This window comes from Pseudoflavonifractor sp. An187, from assembly GCF_002160275.1.
GTDB lineage: Bacteria > Bacillota > Clostridia > Oscillospirales > Oscillospiraceae > Enterenecus > Enterenecus faecium.
Genome location: NZ_NFKG01000001.1, coordinates 199,917 through 222,075, shown reverse-complemented (window position 1 = coordinate 222,075; position 22,159 = coordinate 199,917). Strand labels below are relative to the sequence as shown.

The window sequence follows — 22,159 nt, the reverse complement described above, 5'->3', positions numbered from 1 at the left end:
GCAAAGTGACAGCCCTTCCCGGGAAAAGGCCGGGAAGGGCTGAATATTACATATGGGCGTATAGGGAGTGGGCCAGACGGGAGAACTCCTCCAGGCCCAGCTGCTCGCCACGGACCGTCTCTGCAAATCCGCACTCGGTCAGCGCATCTCTCAGCTGCTCTTTGGACAGCTGGCTGCCGTAGGCCGAGGACAGGGCATTGAGAAGGGTCTTTCTCCGCTGGGCGAAGGCGGCCCGGATGACGGAGAACAGCTGCTTGGGGGGGCAGTCCACCGGGGGAGTGTCCCTTAGAGTCATGCCGATCACCGCCGAGGTCACCTTGGGGGCGGGGAGGAAGCACTGGGCAGGCACCTCGAAGAGGTACTCGCACACGGCGTGGTACTGGCAGAACAGGGAGAAGGCCCCAAAGTCCGAGGTGCCGGGCTGGGCGCAGATGCGCTTGGCCACCTCTCGCTGAATCATCACCGTCACCCGGCGGAAACAGCCGCTCTCCAGCAGCAGGGTGATGACGGGGGTGGTGATGTTGTAGGGCAGATTGGCGCAGGCCATGGGGGTGAGCCCCTGGAACTTCTCCTCTACCAGTTGGGGGATGTTCAGCTTCATCACGTCGCCGGGGACGATCTCCACGTTGTCATAGCCGCCTACGGTCTCCTCCAAAATGGGGAGCAGGGAGCGGTCCAGCTCCACTGATACCACTTTGCCCGCCTGTTGGGCCAGCTGCACGGTGAGGGGGCCAATACCGGGGCCGATCTCCAGCACGCCGCAGCTCTCATCCAGCTGGGCACTGTGGGCGATGTCCCGGGGCACCCAGTCCTCAATGAGAAAGTTCTGGCCCATGGACTTGGAAAAGTGGAATCCATGGCGGGCCAGCAGGGCCTTAATATCAGAAAGATTGGTCAAATCCATGATGTGTTCTCCTTTGCCAGCAGTGCGGTGCCGATGGCGGTGGCGCAATCGGCATGGGGCGCAATGACATAGTTGGGGGCGTAGAATTGCGTGAAGACCTGGAAGCGGGCCTTGGCCTGGGGCAGCCGGGTCAGGGCTCCCAGCAGCACCACATCAGACACCTGGTGGGCCCCGCAGGCCAGCATGGCCATGGTGCCAGTGCACTCCAAAACCAGGTTCAACAGCCCGGCGGACCAGTCCGCCCGGGTGGAGTCGGGGGAGGCCTTGGCCAGATTGGAGGAGGTGAGGCTGGGGTCTAGGGTCTCCGAGCCCTCAAACAGATCTCCAATGCGCAGATCTACCTGCCCCAAATCGCCCTCATCGGCCAACTGAAACAGTTCGTTCGGAGTGTGGACCCCCAGAAGGCCTCGCCCCAGGCCCATGAGGGTGCCGCCTCCAATGCCTGTGCCGCCCAGGTGGGTGTAAGCGCCGTTGCGGGCCAGGACAAAGGTGGTGCCCGTGCCCATGTTCACCACCAGGGCATCGTCCTTCCCGGACAGAAAGCAGCCGCCGTAGCCTATGGCGTCCAGCTCGGACACGGTGCACATGGGTAGACCCAAAGCGTCCGCTCCGCAGCGGGAACCGTTGAGCCCGGTGACTGCCACATGGGTGATGGGAAGGGAGCGGATCCCGGAGCGCTCCAGGGCCTGCTGGAGGGTGTGGGCGCTGGTGTCGCAGTTGGATTGATAGTAGGTGGTACAGATGCGGTCCCCGTCCAGCACCGCCAGCTTCACGGCGCTGGTTCCGGCATCAATGCCCAAAATCATGGCAGGCACCTCCCTTTGTTATTTCAGACGCAGTTCGTAGGCCACCCGGCGTGCGCCTTGGTACTCCAGGTTTCCACGATACTGAAAATTCACGGCCTTCATGTGGGCCAGCAGTTCCTTGTCCTTCTTGCTCACGGCCATGCGTAGCCAGGGGCTGCCTGCCTGTCTGGCCAGCTCCTCCGCCCGGTCCAGCAGCTTGTCCACCAGGTCGGTGTGGGTGAGGGCAGGGTCCTGGCCGTGGAGGGTGAGGAGCATACTGCGCTCCGGGGCAGACCACTTGCCGTCCTGAATGCCCAGGTCCTCTTCTGCCTCCAGGGGTTCGAGGGAGAAGCAGGCCGCTGGCTCCGGTCCGTGGCACAACAGGTAGCTGTGAGGGGGCATAACGTCGGTGTGGGGCCAGGAAATGGAGGCCCACAGCTCCGGCGTGGCCGGGACGGTATAGACGGGATGGGGGAGGGGGCGGAGCAGCTCCTCTGCCCGGATTTCTGCCAGCAACTTCTGGTCCTCCTTGGAGGACAGGTCCAGCTGGGCGTACAGATCGGGGCGGCGGTCCCGGGTTCGGAGGATGGACTGCTTTCGCCGCCAACGCTCCACCTTTTTGTGGTCTCCGCAGGTGAGCACCTTGGGTACCTCCATGCCGTGCCACTGGGCGGGGCGGGAGTACTGGGGGTATTCCAGCATTCCGTTCCAGTGGCTCTCGTCCTCAAAACAGGCGTCATGGGAGAGAACACCGGGGATGAGTCGGCACACAGCATCTGCCACCGCCATGGCGGCAATCTCACCGCCGGTGAGGACAAAGTCCCCCAGGGAGATCTCCTCGTCCACATACGCGTCAATGAACCGCTGATCAATGCCCTCGTAGTGGCCGCACACCAAAATCAGATGATCGTACTCCCGGGCCAGACGGCGGGCGTCCTCCTGGGTGAAGGTCTTGCCGCAGGGGGAGAGGTAGATGGTGTGGGGGCGGCACTGGCGCTCCTGGCGAATGTGGTCCCAGCACTGGTAGAGAGGGTCTGCCTGAAGAATGGCCCCCTGGCCGCCGCCATAGGGGTAGTCATCCACCTGTTTTTGTTTGTTTTTGGTGTAGTCTCGAATTTGATGGGTGAGGATGCGGATGTAGTCCCGTTCCTGGGCACGGCCCAAAATGGACTCGCTGAGCACGTCCCCCACGGTGTCAGGGAACAGGGTCATAATATCAATGTGATACATGCCTCTCACATCCCCTCAATGAGGCGAACCTTGATATAACCTCCGTCCACATTGGTCTCCAGAATGAACTCCGGCACGGCGGGGATGAGAATTTGACGCTCTCCTTCCACCACATACACCTGCTGGCGGGAGGGAGAGAGAATGTCTTTCAGAGTGCCCAGCTTCACGCCATCTTCATCCACCACGTCCAAGCCGATGATATCGGCCAGGAAGAAGGTGCCCTCAGGTAGGTTGGCGTCCTCTCGACGGATGTGCACCACCTTGTTTTTCAGCAGCATGGCGGTGTTTACGTCGGACACACCCTCCAGCTGAGCGATGACGCTGTTTTTGTGGACGCGGGCATTCAAAACCTTCACTGGCTTGCCGTCGATATATAGGGTGGAGAACTGGCAGAGAAAATCGGCGCTGTCCGCCCAGGGGACGATTTTCACCTCACCGCGAATGCCGTGGGTGTTGACGATTTGGCCGCACTCCAGATAGGGATGGATCATAATCGGTTCACCTCTTTGTGTCAAAATCAAAAAGGCGGGGGCAAGCCCCCGCCTTAAGCGGCTGTATCAGTCGATGATGTCAACGGATACCTTTTTGCCCTGACGCTGGGCAACCGAGCGCATCAGCGCCCGAATCTCCTTGGCGATGCGGCCCTGACGGCCGATCACCTTGCCCATGTCCTCAGCGGCTACACGCAGTTCCAAAACGGTCTCTGCGGGAGTCTCGTGCTCGGTCACAGAAACCTGGTCCGGATGCTCCACCAGGTTTTGGGCAATATAAGTGAGCAATTCCTTCATGAGGACCTCCAATCGCGCGCTTACAGGCCAGCCTTCTTCAGCAGGTCACGCACGGTGTCGGTGGGCTGAGCGCCGGTCTTGATCCAAGCCTGAGCACGCTCCACGTCGATGTTGACGGCAGCGGGATTCTGGCGGGGATCATAGGTGCCCAGCTCCTCGATGAAACGACCATCCCGGGGATAGCGGGAATCGGCAACCACAACGCGGTAGAAGGGAGCCTTCTTAGCACCCATACGACGCAGTCTGATCTTAACCATTGTATCTTCACCTCCATAGATTCTAGCATGTATATGGCAATGTCCGTGGGGGACAGAAACCAACCTTAAAAGGGCAATCCCATGCCTTTGATGCGGCTGAGCAGGCCTTTGGCCTTCTTGGGATTGGAGAACTGGCGGGTGAGCATCTGAATCGCCTCAAACTGCTTGAGCAGGCGATTGACGTCCACTACCTGGGTGCCGGACCCGGCGGCAATGCGCTTTTTCCGGCTGGAGTTGAGCACGGAGGGATTCTCCCGCTCATAGGGGGTCATGGACTGGATGATGGCCTCGATCTTGCTCAGGCCAGCCTCGTCCACGTTAAAGTCCAGCTTTTTGCCGTTCATGCCGGGGAGCATGGCGGCAATGTCCTGCATGGAGCCCATCTTTTTCACCTGTACCAGCTGGTCATAGAAGTCAGCCAAGGTGAACTTGTTTTTGCGCAGGCGCTCCATCTGTTCGGCGGCCTTTTTGGCATCCAGGCTCTGCTCGGCCTTCTCGATGAGGGAGAGCACGTCGCCCATACCCAAAATACGGCTAGCCATGCGGTCGGGGTGGAACACCTCGATGTTGTCCAGCTTCTCACCGGTGCCGGCAAACTTGATGGGCTTGCCAGTGACGGCTCGGATGGACAGGGCAGCGCCGCCTCGGGCGTCGCCGTCCAGCTTGGTGAGCATGACGCCGTCAATGTCCAGAGCGTCGTCGAAGGCCTTAGCGGCGTTTACGGCGTCCTGACCGATCATGGCGTCCACCACCAGCAGGATCTCGGTGGGGTTGACGGCAGCCTTCACAGCCTTCAGCTCATCCATGAGCTCCTGGTCAATGTGCAGGCGGCCGGCGGTATCCAAGAACACCATGTCGTTGCCATGTTTTTTGGCATGCTCCACGGCGGCTTTGGCAATGTCAACGGGGTTGGTCTGCCCCATCTGGAAGACCGGGATGTCCAGCTGTTCACCCACCACTTCCAGCTGCCGGATGGCGGCGGGGCGGTAGATGTCACAGGCGGCCAGCAGGGGGCGCTTGCCCTGCTTTTTCATCAATCCGGCCAGTTTGGCGCCGTTGGTGGTTTTACCTGCACCCTGCAAGCCCACCAGCATGATCACGGTGGGAGGGGCAGAGGCGATGGCCAGCTTGCTGTCCCCGCCGCCCATGAGAGCGGTGAGCTCCTCGTTGACGATCTTGATGATCATCTGGGCGGGGGTGAGGGACTCCAGCACATCGGTGCCTACGGCACGCTCGGTGACAGAGGCCACAAAGTTCTTGACCACCTTAAAGTTGACGTCCGCCTCCAAAAGAGCCATTTTGATCTCTTTCATGGCGACCTTCACGTCCGCCTCGCTGATGCGGCCCTTGCCACGCAGGCGTCGGAAGGTGGCGGAGAGTTTTTCCGTTAAGCTTTCAAATGCCATAGCTTACTCCTGTTTGAGTTTGGCGGTGTGTTCCTTAATACTCAGGGCGATCTCCTCCAGGGTAGAGGCGGTACAGGACCCGGCTCGCACGGCCTGGAGCAGTCGGTCAGCCGCTTCGTCAATGGCCAGCAGTTCTTTCTGGCTCTGGTGGAAGCGGCGGATGAGGTGAGTTTTCTCCTCAATCTCGTCCATGGCGGCCTCCGCCCGGACAATCACGTCCCGGACACCCTGGCGGGAGATGCCGTAGTTTTCGGCGATCTCGGACAGGGACAGGTCGTCGTTGTAGTAGAGATCGAAGAACTCTTTCTGACGATCGGTGAGCAGATCACCATAAAAATCATAGAGCATCGACATGCGGTACGCCTGATTCTTCATGGTGAGCACCTCCTTGACCGCGGGTTGTAAAGCAGATGAACTTTACAATGGATACTATACCACAGCCATCTCGGGCTGTCAAGGAAAAACACTTTCCATACACCTGGACAATTGCAACAAAAATAACTTCTCTTAAATAGCATGGTTGGGGATTTTGCTGCAATGAAGCGGGAGATAGGAGTCAGGACCGTTTTTATAGTGGAAAGATGGAGAAAATGATGTATAATATGCGTACTGAAATTCCCTGAAGGAGGAACGGTATGGAGCGATTCCACAAAACCCTGGCTGACGGGGTAGAGTTGGTCATGACTCGAACCAATCAATTCAAAACCGGTGTATTCAGCGTGACGTTGACGGTGCCCCTGCGGGCGGACACCGCCACGGCCTACGCTTTGATTCCCGACATCCTGTACCGGGGCAGTCGGAACCATCCCAACATGGAGAGCCTGTCCGCTGCTACGGACGAGCTCTATGGCGCATCCCTGGGCCCTGCGGTCCGTCAGCGGGGAGAGAGCCAGTGCGTGGGATTCCAGTGCAGCTTTATTGACGATCACTATGCCCTGGACGGCATGGCAGTGTTGGAGCCTGCCTTTGCCCTGGTGGGTGAAATTTTGCTGGACCCTTACACGGAGAACGGGGTGTTTTCCCAGGATTTTGTGGCCAGCGAGGGGGCCAATCTGGCCGACCGCATTGCTGCCCGGGTCAACGACAAGCGGGGCTGGTCCATCTTCCGGCTGGTACAGGAGATGTGCGCCCAAGAGGCCTATGCGGTGGACAAGCTGGGGGATGCCCAGACCGCCCGCAGCATGACGGCCCAGGAGCTGTGGGACCATTATCGGACTCTGCTCCGGACCAGCCGTGTTACTTTTTATTATGGTGGGTCTGCCGATGTGGAGCGGGTGGAGCAAGCCATTGCCCACTCCTTTGCACCCTTGCTCTCTGCCAGACAGGCCCCGGTGGTGTGCCAGGTGGTGGACCGTCCCCAGAGCGGCGAGGTGCGGGAGGTCACTGATGCGATGGATGTCACCCAGGGCAAGTTGGCCTTGGGCTTCCGCACCGGCGGGGTGGTGGTGAACCATCCCCAGTTTGCGGCGCTGCTGGTGTGCAACGCCCTGTACGGCGGCACCGCCCACTCCAAGCTATTTACCAATGTGCGGGAGAAGATGAGCCTTTGCTATTTCGCCTCCTCCATGCTGGATAAGGTGAAGGGGCTGATGGTGGTGTCCTCGGGGGTGGAGTTTTCCAAGTTTGGCGTGGCCAAGGAGGCCATCCTGGCCCAGCTGGACGCCATCCGTCAAGGGGACTTCACTCAGGAGGAGTTGGAAGCCGCCATCCGCTCGGTGGTCAACGCCCTGGTCAGCCGCAAGGACAGCCAGGGTCTGATGGAGGACGACGGGGTGTCCACGGCGCTGTCTGGGGGAGACACCACCCGCCCGGACGAGCTGGCCCAGCAGGTGGAGCAGGTCACCCATGCCGATGTGGTGGCGGTGGCCCAAATGCTGGCGCTGGATACCATTTATTATCTCACGGGGGAGGAGGGCTGACATGGAACTGCGGGAATATCAGCTGCTGGGCGAGAATATCCATCGCCACCGCCTGGAAAATGGGCTAGAGATTCTGGTGGATGTGCGGCCGGAATACGCCAAGCAATTCGCCTTTTTTGCCACCCGTTACGGTGGCATGCACCTTCGCTTTCACAACGAGGACGGGCACTGGGTGGACACCCCGGCGGGAGTGGCCCACTTCCTGGAGCACAAGATGTTTGACTCGGAAGAGGGAAACGTGCTGCAAATCATGGCTGCCAACGGGGCAGTGGACAATGCCTTTACCGCTGCGGCCATCACGGGGTACTATTTTGAATGTACCCGGGGCTTTGAGGAAAACCTGCGCACCCTGCTGAGCTTTGTCACCACTCCTTATTTCACGGAGGAGAGCGTGGCCAAGGAGCAGGGCATCATTGCCCAGGAAATCCGCATGTGCCTGGACGACCCGGACGTGGAAGTGTACTACCAGCTCATGGAGGCCATGTATCAAAATCACCCGGTGCGGGTGCGAGTGGCAGGCAGCGAGGCATCCATTGCCCAGATCACCCCGGAGGTGCTGTATCGCTGTCATGAGGCCTTTTACCGCCCGGATAACATGGTGCTGTGCGTGGCGGGCTCTGTGAACCCCCAGCGGGTGGTGGAGCTGGCCCGGGAGATTGTGACCCACACCGGAGGTGGCGTGGGTCAGGCGGACCTGGGGCAAAAGGAGCCGGTCCAGGTGGCCCAGTCCTACGTGCAGCGAGAGATGCCGGTGTCTGTGCCGGTGTTCGAGCTGGGCGTGAAGGGAACCTCTGCCCCGGAGGGGCAGGAACTGCGCCAGCAGCTGGTGGGAGAACTGGTATGCGACGTGCTCTTTGGCGCCTCTGCGCCCCTGTACACCAAGCTGTATGAGGAGGGGCTCATCAACAGCAGCTTCGGCGGAGACTACGAGTCGGTGCCGGGATGCGCCTACCTGATGGCAGGCGGCGAGAGCCGGGACCCCAAGGCGGTACGGAACGCTGTGCTGGCCGAGGCCCAGCGGCTGTGCCAGGAGGGCCTGGACCCGGAGCTGTGGGAGCGCCTGAAGAAGGCCGCCTACGGCAGCATGGTGCGGCGGCTCAACTCCCTGGAGGACACCTGCATTGAGTTGGCCCAGAACTATTTCCGGGGTGAGGAGTATCTGAACTTCCCCCAGTGTTTCCAGAGCATTGAGTGGGAGGATGCCAGAGCGATGCTGGAGCAGTGGTGTGTGCCCGAGCGGGTGGCCCTGTCGGTGGTGTGCCCGGTGGGTACAGGCGATCAGGAAAGGTGGGATTGATCGTGGTCAATACGGTGTCGTTTCCCGGCCTAGGCCTGGAATTTACCCTCAACCGGGTGGCGCTGAACCTGTTTGGCAAGGATATCTACTGGTACGGCGTCATCATTGCCTTTGGATTTTTGCTGGCGGTGTTTTACTGCACGAAAAAGGCCGCCAGCTTGGGCGTGGACAGTGAAAAACTCATTGATATGTTGTTTTTCGCTGTGCCTCTGGCCATCATCGGGGCCAGAGCTTACTATGTAATTTTCTATTTGTCTCAGTTTCGCGGTGCAGACGGCTCCTTTGACTGGGGGCGGGCTATTGCCATCTGGGACGGCGGCCTAGCTATCTACGGCGGAGTGATTGCAGCAGTGATTACCGTAGCGGTATACTGCAAGGTGCGTCACCAGTCTTTCTGGAACTATGCCGATGTGGGCTGTTACGGGCTGCTCATCGGCCAGGCGATTGGCCGATGGGGCAACTTTGTCAATGTGGAGGCCTACGGCGGCCTGACTACGCTGCCTTGGCGCATGTGCTCCACCTCCATTGCCAATGAGCTGATGGACAAGGGCCTGCTGGAGTCTCAGGAGGCATATCAGAGTATTTTGGACGGCACCCTGGGCGTGCACCCCACCTTCCTCTACGAATCACTGTGGAATGTGCTGGGCTTTGTGCTCTTGGTGCTGCTGGCCCGGAAGGGTCGGAAATTTGACGGACAGATTTTCCTGTCCTATGTGGCATGGTACGGCGTTGGCCGTGCCATCATCGAGGGGATGCGCACCGACAGCCTGTACTTCTTTGACACCGGGCTGCGCACGTCTCAACTGGTGGGAATTATTTCTGCGGTGGCCGCCATCATCATCATGGTGATTCAATGGAAGCGGGGGAAGGGTGTTACGCCGCCCCTGACTGCGGCCGGGAAGGAGCAAGAAGAACATGGCAATTAAGATGGATGGCCTGGCTCTGGCCAAAAAGTTAAAGGAACAGGCCAGGGAGGAGGCGGCACAGCTGCGGCGCAGACCGGGCCTTGCGGTCATTATCGTGGGGGACAATCCTGCCTCCCGGGTATACGTCAACAGCAAGCGTAAGGACTGCGAGGAGTGCGGTTATTACAGCGAGGAGTACGCCCTGCCAGAGACCAGCACCCAGCAGGAACTGCTGGACCTTATCGGTGAGCTGAACCGCCGGGAGGACATCGACGGTATTCTGGTACAGCTACCTCTGCCCCGGGGCTTCTGTGAGGAAGAGGTGCTGCTGGCCATTGATCCTGGCAAGGATGTGGACTGTTTCCACCCCTATAACGTGGGAAAGCTTACCATCGGTCAGCCGGTATTTCAACCCTGTACCCCCGGCGGCGTTATGGAGCTGCTGAAGGAGTACCACATTGACCCCACCGGCAAGCGGTGTGTGGTGCTGGGGCGCTCCAACATTGTGGGTAAGCCCATGGCAATGCTGCTGCTCCACGCCCATGGCACTGTCACCGTCTGCCACTCCCGGACCCCGGATATGAAAGAGATCGCCGCCACGGCGGACATTCTGGTCTCTGCTGTGGGCCAGGTGGGTCTGGTCACCGGGGACATGGTGAAGGAGGGAGCGGTGGTCATCGACGTGGCCATGAACCGCAACGCCGAAGGTAAGCTGTGCGGCGATGTGGTGGTGGAGGAAGTGGAGCCCAAGGCTTCCTATCTCACCCCCGTGCCCGGCGGCGTGGGCCCCATGACTCGGGCCATGCTGATGCTCAACACCTTGACCGCGGCCAAAAACCATTTGAAATGAAGCAAGCCCCGCCGATCGGGCAGGTGCTCATAAGAAAGTAATTTGAAAAAATTACGATTCGAGCATCTGTCAGGCAGGATTGGGCAACGAAGAAATACGCCGTATTCAGCAGATTTTGCTGGATACGGCGTATTTTCTTGCCTATTTACGTTTCCGTTTGCCTTTTCCGTGTGTTGTATTGCCCTTGCCCCGCTGGTTTATGGAACTTTTCATGTGTTTCGACAGCCGTAGCACCTCAATCAGATTGACAAATTGCTCTTTGGTAATCGCATCATAGTCAATGCCGAGGGTAGCCAAGAGTGCCCGCGCCTTCTTTTCATCGCTGCTGCCCTCAAAGTTCATGGCAGTCTGTAACTGCTGCTGTGCTTGTGCCGCGGCGGACGGCTCGTCGGCTGTTGTGCTGTCGGTTTTGTGGGATTCCCGAATATCGCGGAGTATCCCTGTCAGGTCATTCGCAACCACATGGCCGAAGTATTCTTCCTCAGACACCTGCGCCAATTCCAGTGTGCGCAGATAGAGATCGTTCGCACTATCCTCTCGCTTTGCCCGCACCATTTGACGCACGGCTTCCAGCACAGCGTTCATGTCGTTGATCCGCATATCTGCAATGCGGTCAACATAGATTTCCGCATCCAGCATCAAACGCTGAAAATCTTTGTGGCAGATCAGCTCCGACAGCAGCCGGTGGTTAAACTGTCTGTCCTTCAACACCTCAATCGCACCATCACCCAAATGCAGGGCTTCCAGCTCTGTGTTTGGGTGATTTTTTGTTTCCGTCAATCCCATTAAGTAATCGGCGGATACCCCATAGAACTTTGCCAGCGCCGCGATGCTGAACGGGCTGATGTCCTTGAAATCGTCCGCCTCATATTTGCCGAGGGCAGCACGGGAAATCCCCGTCGCCTCGGAAAGCTGTTCCAGCGTGAGACCGCGCTCTGTCCGCAAATCTTTGAGCCGTTCCGGGATTGTTATCTTGATGTTCATATCCGCGCCCCCTCTCGTCCTGCTTCTTAATTATAGCACAGATTTCTATAAGCGTAGAAATTTTCGCTTTTCGCACCCGTTTTCCAACCTCTTGGATATACGGGAACAGGCCCGATTTTTCGTTAAACTGTACTTGTCGAGAGGCAACAGCACCTTGAAAATTACATGACCGTCCGAATGGGATACCCCCGGCAGGGGAAGCAACGCCATGACCCCGCTTGTTTGAAAGCACAGGAGAGCGTGCCAATGCTGGAATACGCCGCTGAAAAGGCAGGGGCAGGAACGGCATTCGGGGAGAACGGCAAAATGCAGCGATATTTTCAAAGGAAGTGAAAACAGCGAAAAATCCGGCGTTTTCATATTGATAACGCCATCAAAGCGCGATACGCCGGATGGCGAAGCGGGTACGCTGTCCGGCGTACAATTATCCCAACCCGCGAAAATCCACGCGAAACGGTGAAGCCGAAGCCTGCCACTTGTGAACAGGGCTTCGCAGGCGGCGGAGAAAACCGATACCCGCAGGCTATCATCCATCACTTGATGATGAAGGCAGTACACTCGTCAGCGCACCGGCTTCATCATCGGGCGAACGAAAAAAGGAGGACAAAACCATGAGAAACAAAGAGATTTACCGAAACGAGATCAAGTCCTATATCATCCGGGCTGGCATGACCATGAGCGAAGCCGTGGAAATCCTGGCCGATGAATACGGTTGGAGCAGCAGCGTTCCCAATCTGTCGGACAAGCTGAAACGAGGTAGCCTGCGTTACGGTGAGGCGGTGGAACTGGCCGATGTGCTGGGGTATGACATTGTTTGGCAAAAGCGCCGGGGGGTGAGATAAATCGCTGGGATTACTTATGGGTACATCCGGGTCAGCAGTAAAGACCAGAACGAGGACCGGCAGCGGATCGCTTTGCAGGAGCTTGCCGTCCCGGAGAAAAACATTTACATGGACAAGCAGTCCGGCAAAGACTTTGACCGGCCCCAGTACAAACGCCTGCTGCGGAAAATGAAAAAAGACGATCTGCTCTATATCAAGAGCATCGACCGTCTGGGGCGCAACTATGCGGAAATCTTGGAACAGTGGCGGGTACTGACGAAAGAGAAAGGCATCGACATCGTGGTTTTGGATATGCCGTTACTGGATACCCGCCGAGGCAAAGACCTGATGGGCACGTTTTTATCTGACATCGTCTTGCAGGTGCTTTCCTTTGTGGCGGAGAACGAGCGCACCAACATCAGACAGCGCCAAGCCGAAGGAATCGCTGCCGCAAAGGCAAAGGGCGTTCGGTTTGGTAGACCGCCCAGACCGCTACCCGAAAACTTTCATAGTGCTTACCAAAGGTGGAAAGCCGGAAAAATCACAGGAACAGCAGCAGCGAAGGAGTGCGGGATGCCGCTTTCCACATTCCGCTACCGGGCAGAGATTTACGAAAAAGCCAAGTTGTTGTAAGCGCCTGATTTTACAGAAAGGTGTACCTTCCTGTAAAATCGGTATTTTTATAGTCAAACTCATTTTACCACGGATTCATGCTGATTTCCAGCACGGAATTGTGAACGACTTCGCTGTTAAACGAACGCTTTCAGCCTCCATCCTCCGATGCGAGAAAGTACACCTTTTGGCAAAAGATCCCCGTGCCTTCTGACTTTTGAAAGGAGGCACGGAGATGGCCGCGAAACAGGTCAAATCCAAACAACGCGTCGCCGACCACGGCGAGGTGTTCACCGCCGAGCGCGAAGTCAAGGCCATGTGCGATCTGGTCAAGCCGGAGACCGAGCGCATCGACTCCCGTTTTTTGGAGCCAGCCTGCGGCGAGGGGGCGTTTTTGACCGAAATCCTTCGCCGCAAGCTGGTGGTGGTCAAACGGCAGTACGGCAAAAGCCCGGCGGATTATGAGAAATACTCCGTCATCGCCATCACCAGCCTGTACGGCGTAGATATTTTGGAGGACAACGCCGAAATCTGCCGCCAGAAACTGTTTGAAATCTGGGACACCGAGTATACAGCCAACGCCAAAAGCCAAGCCAACGACCAGTGCCGCGAAACCGTCAAGTTCATCCTGCGAAAAAACATTTTGTGCGGTGATGCGCTGACCCTGCGGCAGGCGGATGGCAGCCCCATTGTGTTTGCTGAGTGGAGCCTTGTCACCGGCAATTTGGTCAAGCGCCGGGATTACGAGCTGAGTCAGCTGCTGGAAGGCCATGAAGAACAGATGAGCCTGGACATGGTCGGCTGGCAGTATGACGAGGAAGTGCAGGCGTTTATCCCCGCCCCGGTGTGGGAGTATCCGCCCACAGATTACAGGAGGTTGGCCGACTATGAGTAACGATCTGTACACGTCTACTTATAACCCGGATGTTTTGTCCTGCATTGCCAACCTCTCCAACGATGAGGTGTTCACCCCGCCGGAGGTAGCCAACGCCATGCTGGACCTGCTGCCGCAGGAGCTATTCCGCGACCCGAACACAAAATTTCTCGACCCGGCCTGCAAGTCCGGCGTGTTTTTGCGGGAGACTGCCAAGCGGCTGCTGGTGGGGCTGGAGGACCAAATCCCCGATTTGCAGCAGCGGGTGGACCATATCTTTCACAAGCAGCTTTACGGCATTGCCATCACTGAGCTGACCAGTTTGCTGGGGCGGCGGAGCGTGTACTGCTCGAAATACCCCAACAGCAAATACTCGGTTTCCCGCTTTGAAGATGTGCAGGGTAATATCCGATTTAAGAACATACAGCACGTGTGGAAGAACGGCAAATGCGTCTTTTGCGGCGCGTCCGAGCAGGAATACGGCGCTGCCAAACGTGGCGATGGGCTGGAAAGCCATGCCTACGAGTTTATCCACACGACCCGGCCGGAGGAAATTTTTAAGATGAAGTTTGATGTGATCATCGGAAACCCGCCATATCAGTTGAGTGATGGTGGCAATAATGCGAGTGCTGTTCCGATTTATCAAAAATTTGTCAAACAAGCAGAAAAATTAAAGCCGCGGTACTTGTCTATGATTGTACCATCTCGATGGTTTTCAGGTGGCCGTGGCCTTGGCGAATTTCGAAAAGCCATGCTAGAGGACCACCGGATTAAAGAGCTACATGATTTTGTGAATGCAGAAGATTGTTTCCCAGGTGTCGATATTTCAGGAGGAGTCTGCTACTTCTTGTGGGATAGAGATTACCACGGCCCTTGCTTGGTGACAAACCATGATGGAACAAATATTGATGCGAGTGAAAGATATTTGAATGAATATCAGATACTTATCCGTTCAAATAAAGCAGTCAACATAGTAAAGAAAGTTCTATCCAACCACCCAATTACTGTGGATTCGACAGTTAGTACGCAAAAGCCATTTGGCTTGAGAACTTATGCCCGGCCTGATGGACATGGAGAACTTACTTTACGTTGGAACGGTGGCAAGGGGAAAATTGAAAGAGCCAAAGTAACTGCTGGTACAGCTTTGATTGATAAGTGGAAAGTAATTGTTTCCCGAGTCTTTTTTGAACATGCAGGGAAAAGAGATAAATCAGGTCAAGCACGTGTTCTGTCAGTCCTGGAAATATTAGAACCAAAAGAAGTATGTAGTGAAACTTATATTGTTGTAGATGCTTTTGACACAAAAAGTGAAACGGTGAACTTTTTTGATTATCTTAAAACCAAATTTGTTCGTTTCTTGATTTTACAGGCCTGTTCATCAATAATGATTACAAAAACCAGCTTTTGTTTTGTTCCAGTCCAGGACTTTTCCAAGACTTGGAGCGATGAAGAACTCTATGCCAAGTATGGCCTGACAGATGAAGAAACCAACTTTATTGAGTCTATGATTAAGCCGATGGACATAGGTGGTGACGAGTAATGGCACAGGTATTCTTCCCCCAGCGTCCCACCACCCACCCCATGATCTACGCCTACGAGGACACCAACCCCCAGTACCGTGGCCTGCTGAAAGTTGGCTACACCACCGTGGATGTGGACCGGCGTGTAGCACAGCAGTACCCCACCAAGCGGCCGGACGGCAGCGTACCCTACCGCATCGTGCTGCGGGAGAGCGCCATGTACCCGGATGGCAGCTGCTTCAATGACCACGATGTCCACCGCGTGTTGGAGCGCAAGGGCGTGCAGCGCGCGGGCGGCGAATGGTTCCGCTGCACGGTGCAAGATGTGCAGGCCGCCATTGTGGCCGTGCGCAACCACACCGACAATGTGGAGAACCGCACCCAGACCTTTGCCATGCGCCCGGAACAGGCGGAGGCAGTCAACCGCACCATCGCCTACTACCGCTCCGCCTACGAGGAAGGCTCCAACCGCACGCCCAAGTTCCTGTGGAACGCCAAAATGCGCTTTGGCAAGACCTTTGCCTCCTACGAGCTGGCTAAGAAGATGGGCTTCAAGCGGGTGCTGATCCTGACCTTCAAGCCCGCTGTGCAGACCGCCTGGCGCGAGGACCTAATGTCCCATGTGGATTTTGAGGGCTGGCAGTTCATCTCCCGCGATACAAACAATTTGCAGGACACCATCAACGACCAGTACCAGCGGGCGGACAAAAATCGGCCCATCGTCTGCTTTGGCTCCTTCCAGGATTTTCTCGGCGTCAACAAAGAGACCGGTGGCATCAAGGCCAACAATGAATGGGTACATACCACCAACTGGGACCTGGTCATCTTTGACGAGTATCATTTCGGCGCCTGGAAAGAAAATGCCCGTAAGCTGTTTGAGCAGGACGAGGACAGCTACGATGAGGATCTGAGCAAGTACGACCGCGGCAACGCCTACGATGAAACCTGGCTGCCCATCACCACGATGTACTATCTGTATCTGTCCGGCACGCCGTTCCGGGCGCTGAACTCCGGCGAGTTTATCGAGGAACAGATCTATAACTGGACCTACTCGGACGAGCAGCGAGCCAAAGAAAACTGGGTAGGCGAGGATAACCCCTACGCCGCCCTGCCCCGCATGGTCATGCTGACCTACAAAATCCCGGACAGCATCCAGCAGATCGCCAAGCAGGGAGAGTTTGACGAGTTTGACCTGAATGCCTTTTTCTCGGCCGAGGGCAAGGGCAAAGATGCCCATTTTATCTATGAAGATTACGTGCAGAAATGGCTGGACCTGATCCGCGGCTCTTATTTGGAGACCACCGTGGACGAGCTAAAGCTGGGGGCCGAAAAACCGCCCATGCCCTTCTCAGACACGCGCCTGCTGAACGTGCTGAACCATACGCTGTGGTTTTTGCCCAATGTGGCCTCCTGCTATGCAATGGCCAACCTGCTGGAACAGCGCCAAAACGCCTTTTACCACGACTATACGGTCAATGTCTGTGCCGGTACCGAGGCGGGCATCGGCGTCAAAGCCGTGGAGCCGGTGCGGCGGTCTATGGGCAACCCGCTCTCCACCAAAACCATCACCCTCTCCTGTGGCAAGCTGACCACCGGTGTGACCATCAAGCCGTGGACCGGCATTTTTATGCTGCGCAACCTGTCCAGCCCGGAGACCTATTTCCAGGCAGCGTTCCGCGTGCAAAGCCCCTGGGAAATTACAGATGATAGCGGCAAGAAGCAGATCATCAAAAAAGAGTGCTATGTCTTTGACTTTGCCCTGGACCGGGCGCTGAAGCAAATTTCCGATTACAGCTGCCGCCTGAATGTGGGCGAGAGCAACCCGGAAAAGAAAGTCGGCGAATTTATCAACTTCCTGCCGGTGCTAGCCTACGATGGCAGCGCCATGCGGCAGGTCAATGCGGCCGAAATTCTGGACATTGCGATGGCGGGCACCTCCGCCACACTGCTGGCCAAGCGATGGGAATCTGCCTTGCTGGTGAATGTGGACAACGAGACGCTGGCGCGCCTGCTGGCCAACAAAGCGGCGATGGATGCGCTGATGCGGATTGAGGGGTTCCGTAGCTTGAACGACGATATTGAGACGATCATCAACAAGTCGGAAGCCGTCAAGAAGGCGAAAAAAGAGAGCGACAAGCTGACGCCCAAACAAAAGAAAGAGCTTTCGGAGGAAGAAAAAGAGTACAAGTCCAAGCGCAAAATGATCCAGGAGAAGCTGATTAAGTTTGCCACCCGCGTGCCGGTGTTTATGTACCTGACCGACTACCGCGAATACAGCTTGAAGGATGTCATCACCCAGTTGGAGCCGGAGCTGTTCAAAAAGGTGACAGGCCTGAATGTGAAAGACTTTGAACTGCTAGTCTCACTGAATGTGTTCAATGAGGCGTTGATGAATGATGCGGTGTACAAGTTCAAGCGGTACGAGGATGCCAGTCTTTCCTACACCGGCATTGACCGCCATGCGGGCGAGAGCATCGGCCTGTACAGCACCGTGCTGACCCGGCAGGACTACGACATGATGGCCGGGCAGTTGGCCAGCTCAGAGGAAGCGCCCGCCCTTAGCGCAGAGGATGGGCCGGACACACCGTATTTTGGCGCGGACACCACTACGGTGGAAGAATATGAGGACGAAATACCTGAACCGGAGCCGAAACCCCAGCCAAGCAGGCGTGCAGGACGCAGCCCGGTGGTTACTACGACCATCCGGCGGGATATAGTGCCCCCGGCGCAGCCAACCTACCACCCGGCGTTTGTCCCGCCTGTGCCAGCTGCCCCGGAGCCGCCTAAGGCTGTGCCACAGGTGGATGTCTCCGATATTACGGCAGGTTCCGCTGTGGTACATAAAGCATTTGGCGCAGGTGTTGTGCAGAACATCGACAAAGGCCTGATCACGGTTTCGTTCGGAGGCTTGGAGAAAAAGTTCCAGTTTCCCGGTGCGTTCCAGCAGGGGTTCCTGCGGAAAGCGTGAGGAACCGCCCGATCATCCCTTGGCAACAAGGGCGCACTTCTATACAGGGGCAAGCCCTGTATCGTGCGCTCTGCGGGGCAGACTGCCCGGACAGCAAATGTCCGGGCTGTTTTGCGTCACTGCGTTCCGAACAAGGGGCTGCACCCCTTGCGCCGCTATGCGACTATCCCTGCGCACTACCTGTCAACGGACAGTTCTGCAAAGACAGGTGTTATTTATGGACAAGCACCGGGAAAGCCCGTAGAATCAAGGAATTTACGGTTTGAGCTCTTGCACTTACCCTTGCCTGATGTTATGCTAGAGGCATTAAAACGCTTGAAATCAGTCTGCCCAATATTGCTACACAATATAGAATTGAAGAAGTTCTTGAGGTGTTATTATGATTTTTGAAAGCTTTCCGTGGAAACAAGATTTACGCAGACGTAAAAACCTGATTATCAAATACAATACGGCAGAGCACTTCAAGAAGAATGATGACGCCACATATACAGTTATCGAAAAGGCAATTTTCTATTCCGCGTTCATCATTCGAAAACTGATTGATTGCGGTGGAAAACTCAGCGACGAAGCTGAAAACTATTCGCTGAAAGTCTTTTCGGTTCAGCCGCTTAAGCCTGTCGATCAGCTCCATCGATGGCCGGAAGAAGATAGTCATGACTGGGAAAACGAGAAAGAAGTTATTGTTGCAGGAAAGAATGTATGCAATTGGCTAATACATTCTTACATGTTTTTCGTTGTATTTAATGAAGACGGAATAATCGATAGCTTCAGCGTAACATCTGATTTTGATCGCAATAAAGTCCTTTATCGTATTCCATTAGATGCTTGGATAGCATATATGGACTATATAGCGTCAGACGATATCGTAGGAATGTCATCTCATTATGATCCAAAAGCTAACGACTATGTTTTCAGCCGCAAAGAACGTGGAAAACGATAGGTTACAAATTATGCACATTAGTTTTCAGGAGAGAAAATGGTTGTATTAAACTTTTACGGCAAAATTGAACCAATTTGTATATCTGAAAAACTTGGATTGTACATAGCCAATCTGCCAAGCGAAGAACACAATGAATGGAGAGGTGCTCTGGCCAATGAGCTCGAACTGGCAGTGAAAGCAGACAAAACCTATCAAGAAAAGATAGGGACGAACTATCCTTGCGGAATAATCAATTTGTATCAAACATTGTTTTCAGATAGGGCCCTTCCAGAGAAGTTTGAACAAGAACACTATATAAAAATTGCAGACCTAATGATCTGCATTTATCAAAATTATGATTACACGGACATGCCCCTTGGTGGGTGGGATACCAATTGCTTTGATGGGCGGTTATGTGAAGAAGACTATTCCGAGAAAATCATAGACTTTATTAACTTCATGGCCTATTCAGACCAAACAGACTATGCAATCCCAAACCCTGTGCCGCAATGGATTTTCTCATCCAACCACGACGAAATTGACCATTGTCGCATTTTCTGGGGTGGTGAGGAAGCTGCTGCGTACATTTTGGCATTGCAGGAGTGGGGAAAACTCTTTGACAGCTTCTTGTGCTCAAGGAATGACTATTTGCTTTTCGATTACTTGGTCAATACCATTCACAAGGATAATGAGTACAATGCGAATCATTTGGTGAAAGCCTTTTCGTTATGCCAGCTTTTTCTCGAAAATCGCAAAGAAAGTGAACTCGACACTAAATTGCCGCAGTTTTTTGAGCCGCTTGATCCAGAAAGCGATACAAAGCGACAGGCTGAACTTTTTAGAAAAATGAGAAACAAAATTGCGCACGGCGATTTCTTAGCCTTTGAGACAGTAGTCGAAACATATGCTTCCGAGTTCATGGATGGGCGGTTCGCTTTTGACTATTCTGAGTACAGTCGTAAAAACTGGGCTGTGCAGCATGTTTGCTGTGAACTGGACAACGTTATTCGAAAATTGCTGGGTATGCTTTTGTTCAACAGAAGGGAATTGGAGAAAATCAAAAAATCCATCTAAAATATCGAGGTGTTCTAGAACCTAACGAAACATTTATAATATTCAATACAAAATATTCAATACAAACTACCCGTTGACAGTAAGTTTGTGAAAACCATCCTGAAGGTTAGCTGTATAATAAGATGAATTAAAAAGCTAAACAACAGTACAGTTTAGAAATAGACCGTTTACCGATCTCCGGTAGGCGGTCTTTTTGTTTTTTACCAATTTTTAAGGAGGCCATGTACCATGCCCAAACAGAAAACCATCCCGGAGTTGGAAGCCGAAATCGCCGCCAAGGAGCGCCAGCTTGCCCAGCTTCAACACAAACAACAGCAGCTGGAAAACCGCCGCAGCTACTACGAGAAAGGCGACCGCCGCAAACGAGCTCATCGCCTCATCACCCGCGGCGCGGCCATCGAAAGCGTGGAGCCGCTGGCAAAGGTTTTGACCGAAACCGAGTTCTACGCCTTTGCGGAAAAAGCACTTACTTTGCCGGAAGTCAAGAGTTTGCTCATGTCCGCCGTCAACGCCCACAACGCCACCGAGCAGAAAGGAAAGGGATAATATATCGCACTGTTCCATTTTCATGTAACGCAGATCAAACGAAGCGCCGGGCAGTCAGTTGTGGCATCTGCCGCCTATCGTTCCGGCGAAAAGCTGCACAGTGAGTATTACGGAGAGGACAGCGACTACACCCGGAAAGGCGGTGTCCTCTGTTCTGAAATCCTGCTGCCGCCCCATGCCCCGCCGGAATATGCAGATCGAGAGACCCTCTGGAACGCCGTAGAGAAGGCCGAGCGCGGGAAGAAAGCCCAGCTTGCATACAGTTTTGACATTGCCTTGCAGAACGAGTTTTCCATACAGGAAAACATCGCCCTTGCAAGGCAGTTTTTGTTGGAGCAGTTTGTGAGCCGTGGCATGGTGGTGGATTTCGCCGCACACCAGCCAGACAGAGATGACGGCGGCATCCAGAACCCGCACTTCCACGTGCTGTGCCCCATCCGGCCCATCTTGCCGGACGGCCGGTGGGGCAGCAAGCAGCGCCGGGAATATGTGCTGGACGAACACGGCGAGCGCATCCGGGATGGAGCCGGAAACTATGTATTCAGCGCAGTCCCCACCACTGATTGGGGCAGCCCGGAAACGCTGGAACATTGGCGGAGGGCGTGGGCGGAACTGTGCAATGCCAAATTCGCGGAGAAAGGTTTGGATTGCCGCATCGACCATCGCAACTATGAGCGACAGGGGGTGGAGCAGCTTCCCACCGTTCATGAAGGTCCCACCGTCAAGGCGATGGAGCAAAAGGGTATCCGCACCGACAGAGGCGACCTCAACCGCTGGATTAGGAAAACTAACGCCATGCTGCGGGAGGCAAAGCAAAAAATCGCATCCCTGCTCGGCTGGCTGAAAGAGGTCAAAGCCGAGCTTTCCGCGCCCCAACCGCCTACGCTGGTAGAACTACTGTCCGCTTACTATGACGACCGTAACAGGGGCGCATACAGCGGCAAGGCCAAAATCGGAAACTTGAAAAAGTTTTCGGAAACCGTCAGTTATTTGGAATCCAAGCAGCTCCGCACCACCGAGGATTTGGACGCGCTGCTGAACTCTATGCAGGAACAGATTGACACGCTGAAAGAATCTGCATCCGGGAAACAGGCCCGCATCAAGGAACTGGACGAGCTGCTTCGCATGGCGGACTACTACCAGCAAGGCAAACCCGTTGCCGACAAGCTGAAAACCATCCGCTTTGAGAAATCTCGTCAGAAATACAAGGCAGAGCATGAGAACGTGCTGCGGACATTTTACATGGCTGAGCGCAAGCTGAAAGATCAGTGGGTAGACGGGAAAATCTCCGTCCATGCGTGGCGCAGAGAGAAAGCCAAGCTGGAAACGGAATATCAGATGTTGCAGCAGAAGATCAAGTCCCTGCACACCGATACAAAAAAACTCTGGGCTATCCATTACAGCATCTATCAGGTGCAGCATGAGCAGGAGCGCCAAAACGCCGTTACACGGCAGAAAAAGCAGGAAATCGAACACTAAACCTTACACATTTTCAGGAGG

At 55.3% G+C, this 22,159-nt stretch carries 23 protein-coding genes; 13 read left to right on the top strand and 10 right to left on the bottom strand.

What is annotated here, in order from left to right; translation table 11 throughout:
- Positions 1–46: 46 nt before the first annotated feature.
- From rsmA to ylxM, 8 genes are all read right to left on the bottom strand, one after another.
- Positions 47–904, bottom strand: a complete 858-nt coding sequence (gene rsmA / locus B5F22_RS01100; RefSeq protein WP_242955025.1) for a 16S rRNA (adenine(1518)-N(6)/adenine(1519)-N(6))-dimethyltransferase RsmA — start codon at positions 902–904, stop codon at positions 47–49.
- The gene (locus B5F22_RS01095) at positions 895–1,710 is read right to left on the bottom strand and encodes a hypothetical protein (protein WP_087389885.1); all 816 of its coding nucleotides are present in this window, start codon (positions 1,708–1,710) and stop codon (positions 895–897) included. Before B5F22_RS01095 ends, rsmA begins: the two co-directional genes overlap by 10 nt.
- A gap of 18 nt (positions 1,711–1,728) precedes the next feature.
- On the bottom strand, positions 1,729–2,919 hold the full coding sequence (gene trmD / locus B5F22_RS12825; protein WP_204210470.1) for a tRNA (guanosine(37)-N1)-methyltransferase TrmD: 1,191 nt from the start codon (positions 2,917–2,919) through the stop codon (positions 1,729–1,731).
- A gap of 5 nt (positions 2,920–2,924) precedes the next feature.
- The gene (rimM, locus tag B5F22_RS01085; protein WP_087389882.1) at positions 2,925–3,410 is read right to left on the bottom strand and encodes a ribosome maturation factor RimM; all 486 of its coding nucleotides are present in this window, start codon (positions 3,408–3,410) and stop codon (positions 2,925–2,927) included.
- A gap of 66 nt (positions 3,411–3,476) precedes the next feature.
- Positions 3,477–3,707, bottom strand: coding sequence for a KH domain-containing protein (locus B5F22_RS01080; RefSeq protein WP_162607922.1), 231 nt, complete (start codon positions 3,705–3,707; stop codon positions 3,477–3,479).
- A gap of 20 nt (positions 3,708–3,727) precedes the next feature.
- Positions 3,728–3,964, bottom strand: a complete 237-nt coding sequence (rpsP, locus tag B5F22_RS01075; protein ID WP_087229767.1) for a 30S ribosomal protein S16 — start codon at positions 3,962–3,964, stop codon at positions 3,728–3,730.
- A 65-nt stretch (positions 3,965–4,029) separates the two neighbouring features.
- Entirely contained in the window at positions 4,030–5,370 is a 1,341-nt protein-coding gene (gene ffh / locus B5F22_RS01070; RefSeq protein WP_087229770.1) for a signal recognition particle protein, read from the bottom strand.
- Positions 5,371–5,373: 3 nt separating this feature from the next.
- Positions 5,374–5,745 (bottom strand): YlxM family DNA-binding protein, encoded by a 372-nt coding sequence (gene ylxM, locus B5F22_RS01065; RefSeq protein WP_087229773.1) that lies wholly within the window; start codon positions 5,743–5,745, stop codon positions 5,374–5,376.
- Positions 5,746–6,005: 260 nt separating this feature from the next.
- Here ylxM and B5F22_RS01060 point away from each other — a divergent pair, with 260 nt between their 5' ends.
- Genes B5F22_RS01060 through folD form a run of 4 tightly spaced genes read left to right on the top strand, consistent with a single transcriptional unit; the run spans position 6,006 to position 10,341 of the window.
- Complete coding sequence (locus B5F22_RS01060) at positions 6,006–7,289, top strand: pitrilysin family protein (protein ID WP_087389880.1); 1,284 nt, start codon at positions 6,006–6,008, stop codon at positions 7,287–7,289.
- Between the two features lies 1 nt (position 7,290).
- Positions 7,291–8,586, top strand: coding sequence for a pitrilysin family protein (locus B5F22_RS01055; protein WP_087389877.1), 1,296 nt, complete (start codon positions 7,291–7,293; stop codon positions 8,584–8,586).
- Positions 8,587–8,588: 2 nt separating this feature from the next.
- Entirely contained in the window at positions 8,589–9,512 is a 924-nt protein-coding gene (lgt, locus tag B5F22_RS01050) for a prolipoprotein diacylglyceryl transferase (RefSeq protein WP_087390078.1), read from the top strand.
- Positions 9,502–10,341 carry a bifunctional methylenetetrahydrofolate dehydrogenase/methenyltetrahydrofolate cyclohydrolase FolD gene (gene folD, locus B5F22_RS01045; protein ID WP_087229783.1) on the top strand — a complete coding sequence of 280 codons (840 nt, stop codon included), beginning with the start codon at positions 9,502–9,504 and terminating at the stop codon, positions 10,339–10,341. Before lgt ends, folD begins: the two co-directional genes overlap by 11 nt.
- A gap of 141 nt (positions 10,342–10,482) precedes the next feature.
- Here folD and B5F22_RS01040 read toward each other — a convergent pair whose 3' ends face one another.
- Positions 10,483–11,325 (bottom strand): helix-turn-helix transcriptional regulator, encoded by an 843-nt coding sequence (locus tag B5F22_RS01040; RefSeq protein WP_087259250.1) that lies wholly within the window; start codon positions 11,323–11,325, stop codon positions 10,483–10,485.
- A 45-nt stretch (positions 11,326–11,370) separates the two neighbouring features.
- Positions 11,371–11,862 (bottom strand): hypothetical protein, encoded by a 492-nt coding sequence (locus tag B5F22_RS11910; RefSeq protein ID WP_143482142.1) that lies wholly within the window; start codon positions 11,860–11,862, stop codon positions 11,371–11,373.
- Between the two features lie 74 nt (positions 11,863–11,936).
- On the opposite strand from B5F22_RS11910, the gene B5F22_RS01035 reads away from it, so the two are divergent.
- From B5F22_RS01035 to mobQ, 9 genes are all read left to right on the top strand, one after another.
- Positions 11,937–12,167 (top strand): phosphoribosylglycinamide formyltransferase, encoded by a 231-nt coding sequence (locus tag B5F22_RS01035; RefSeq protein ID WP_087389875.1) that lies wholly within the window; start codon positions 11,937–11,939, stop codon positions 12,165–12,167.
- Positions 12,168–12,779: a recombinase family protein gene (locus tag B5F22_RS01030; RefSeq protein WP_087389873.1), complete on the top strand. Its 612-nt coding sequence runs from the start codon at positions 12,168–12,170 to the stop codon at positions 12,777–12,779.
- 214 nt (positions 12,780–12,993) lie between these two features.
- Entirely contained in the window at positions 12,994–13,653 is a 660-nt protein-coding gene (locus B5F22_RS01025) for a DNA methyltransferase (protein ID WP_087389870.1), read from the top strand.
- Complete coding sequence (locus B5F22_RS01020) at positions 13,646–15,172, top strand: Eco57I restriction-modification methylase domain-containing protein (RefSeq protein WP_087389867.1); 1,527 nt, start codon at positions 13,646–13,648, stop codon at positions 15,170–15,172. The genes B5F22_RS01025 and B5F22_RS01020 overlap by 8 nt, the downstream gene beginning before the upstream one ends.
- A complete protein-coding gene (locus B5F22_RS01015) occupies positions 15,172–18,120 on the top strand; it encodes a GIY-YIG nuclease family protein (RefSeq protein ID WP_087389864.1) in 2,949 nt (982 codons plus the stop codon). Before B5F22_RS01020 ends, B5F22_RS01015 begins: the two co-directional genes overlap by 1 nt.
- Before the next feature lie 379 nt (positions 18,121–18,499).
- Positions 18,500–19,060, top strand: coding sequence for a hypothetical protein (locus B5F22_RS01010; RefSeq protein WP_087389861.1), 561 nt, complete (start codon positions 18,500–18,502; stop codon positions 19,058–19,060).
- Between the two features lie 36 nt (positions 19,061–19,096).
- Positions 19,097–20,113 carry a hypothetical protein gene (locus B5F22_RS01005; RefSeq protein ID WP_087389859.1) on the top strand — a complete coding sequence of 339 codons (1,017 nt, stop codon included), beginning with the start codon at positions 19,097–19,099 and terminating at the stop codon, positions 20,111–20,113.
- A 228-nt stretch (positions 20,114–20,341) separates the two neighbouring features.
- On the top strand, positions 20,342–20,659 hold the full coding sequence (locus B5F22_RS01000; protein ID WP_087259243.1) for a DUF3847 domain-containing protein: 318 nt from the start codon (positions 20,342–20,344) through the stop codon (positions 20,657–20,659).
- 3 nt (positions 20,660–20,662) lie between these two features.
- Positions 20,663–22,138 carry a MobQ family relaxase gene (gene mobQ, locus B5F22_RS00995; RefSeq protein WP_087389856.1) on the top strand — a complete coding sequence of 492 codons (1,476 nt, stop codon included), beginning with the start codon at positions 20,663–20,665 and terminating at the stop codon, positions 22,136–22,138.
- The last annotated feature ends 21 nt before the right edge of the window (positions 22,139–22,159 follow it).

Excerpts from the sequence above, each read along its gene's own strand:
- rsmA (WP_242955025.1), bottom strand. The coding sequence starts at position 904 with ATGGATTTGACCAATCTTTCTGATATTAAGGCCCTGCTGGCCCGCCAT.
- rimM (WP_087389882.1), bottom strand. The coding sequence starts at position 3,410 with ATGATCCATCCCTATCTGGAGTGCGGCCAAATCGTCAACACCCACGGC.
- B5F22_RS01020 (WP_087389867.1), top strand. The coding sequence starts at position 13,646 with ATGAGTAACGATCTGTACACGTCTACTTATAACCCGGATGTTTTGTCC.
- B5F22_RS01025 (WP_087389870.1), top strand. The coding sequence starts at position 12,994 with ATGGCCGCGAAACAGGTCAAATCCAAACAACGCGTCGCCGACCACGGC.
- B5F22_RS01010 (WP_087389861.1), top strand. The coding sequence starts at position 18,500 with ATGATTTTTGAAAGCTTTCCGTGGAAACAAGATTTACGCAGACGTAAA.
- B5F22_RS01035 (WP_087389875.1), top strand. The coding sequence starts at position 11,937 with ATGAGAAACAAAGAGATTTACCGAAACGAGATCAAGTCCTATATCATC.
- B5F22_RS01040 (WP_087259250.1), bottom strand. The coding sequence starts at position 11,325 with ATGAACATCAAGATAACAATCCCGGAACGGCTCAAAGATTTGCGGACA.
- B5F22_RS01015 (WP_087389864.1), top strand. The coding sequence starts at position 15,172 with ATGGCACAGGTATTCTTCCCCCAGCGTCCCACCACCCACCCCATGATC.
- B5F22_RS01055 (WP_087389877.1), top strand. The coding sequence starts at position 7,291 with ATGGAACTGCGGGAATATCAGCTGCTGGGCGAGAATATCCATCGCCAC.
- rpsP (WP_087229767.1), bottom strand. The coding sequence starts at position 3,964 with ATGGTTAAGATCAGACTGCGTCGTATGGGTGCTAAGAAGGCTCCCTTC.
- ffh (WP_087229770.1), bottom strand. The coding sequence starts at position 5,370 with ATGGCATTTGAAAGCTTAACGGAAAAACTCTCCGCCACCTTCCGACGC.
- B5F22_RS01080 (WP_162607922.1), bottom strand. The coding sequence starts at position 3,707 with ATGAAGGAATTGCTCACTTATATTGCCCAAAACCTGGTGGAGCATCCG.
- B5F22_RS01060 (WP_087389880.1), top strand. The coding sequence starts at position 6,006 with ATGGAGCGATTCCACAAAACCCTGGCTGACGGGGTAGAGTTGGTCATG.
- trmD (WP_204210470.1), bottom strand. The coding sequence starts at position 2,919 with ATGTATCACATTGATATTATGACCCTGTTCCCTGACACCGTGGGGGAC.
- B5F22_RS01095 (WP_087389885.1), bottom strand. The coding sequence starts at position 1,710 with ATGATTTTGGGCATTGATGCCGGAACCAGCGCCGTGAAGCTGGCGGTG.
- folD (WP_087229783.1), top strand. The coding sequence starts at position 9,502 with ATGGCAATTAAGATGGATGGCCTGGCTCTGGCCAAAAAGTTAAAGGAA.
- B5F22_RS01005 (WP_087389859.1), top strand. The coding sequence starts at position 19,097 with ATGGTTGTATTAAACTTTTACGGCAAAATTGAACCAATTTGTATATCT.
- ylxM (WP_087229773.1), bottom strand. The coding sequence starts at position 5,745 with ATGAAGAATCAGGCGTACCGCATGTCGATGCTCTATGATTTTTATGGT.
- B5F22_RS01000 (WP_087259243.1), top strand. The coding sequence starts at position 20,342 with ATGCCCAAACAGAAAACCATCCCGGAGTTGGAAGCCGAAATCGCCGCC.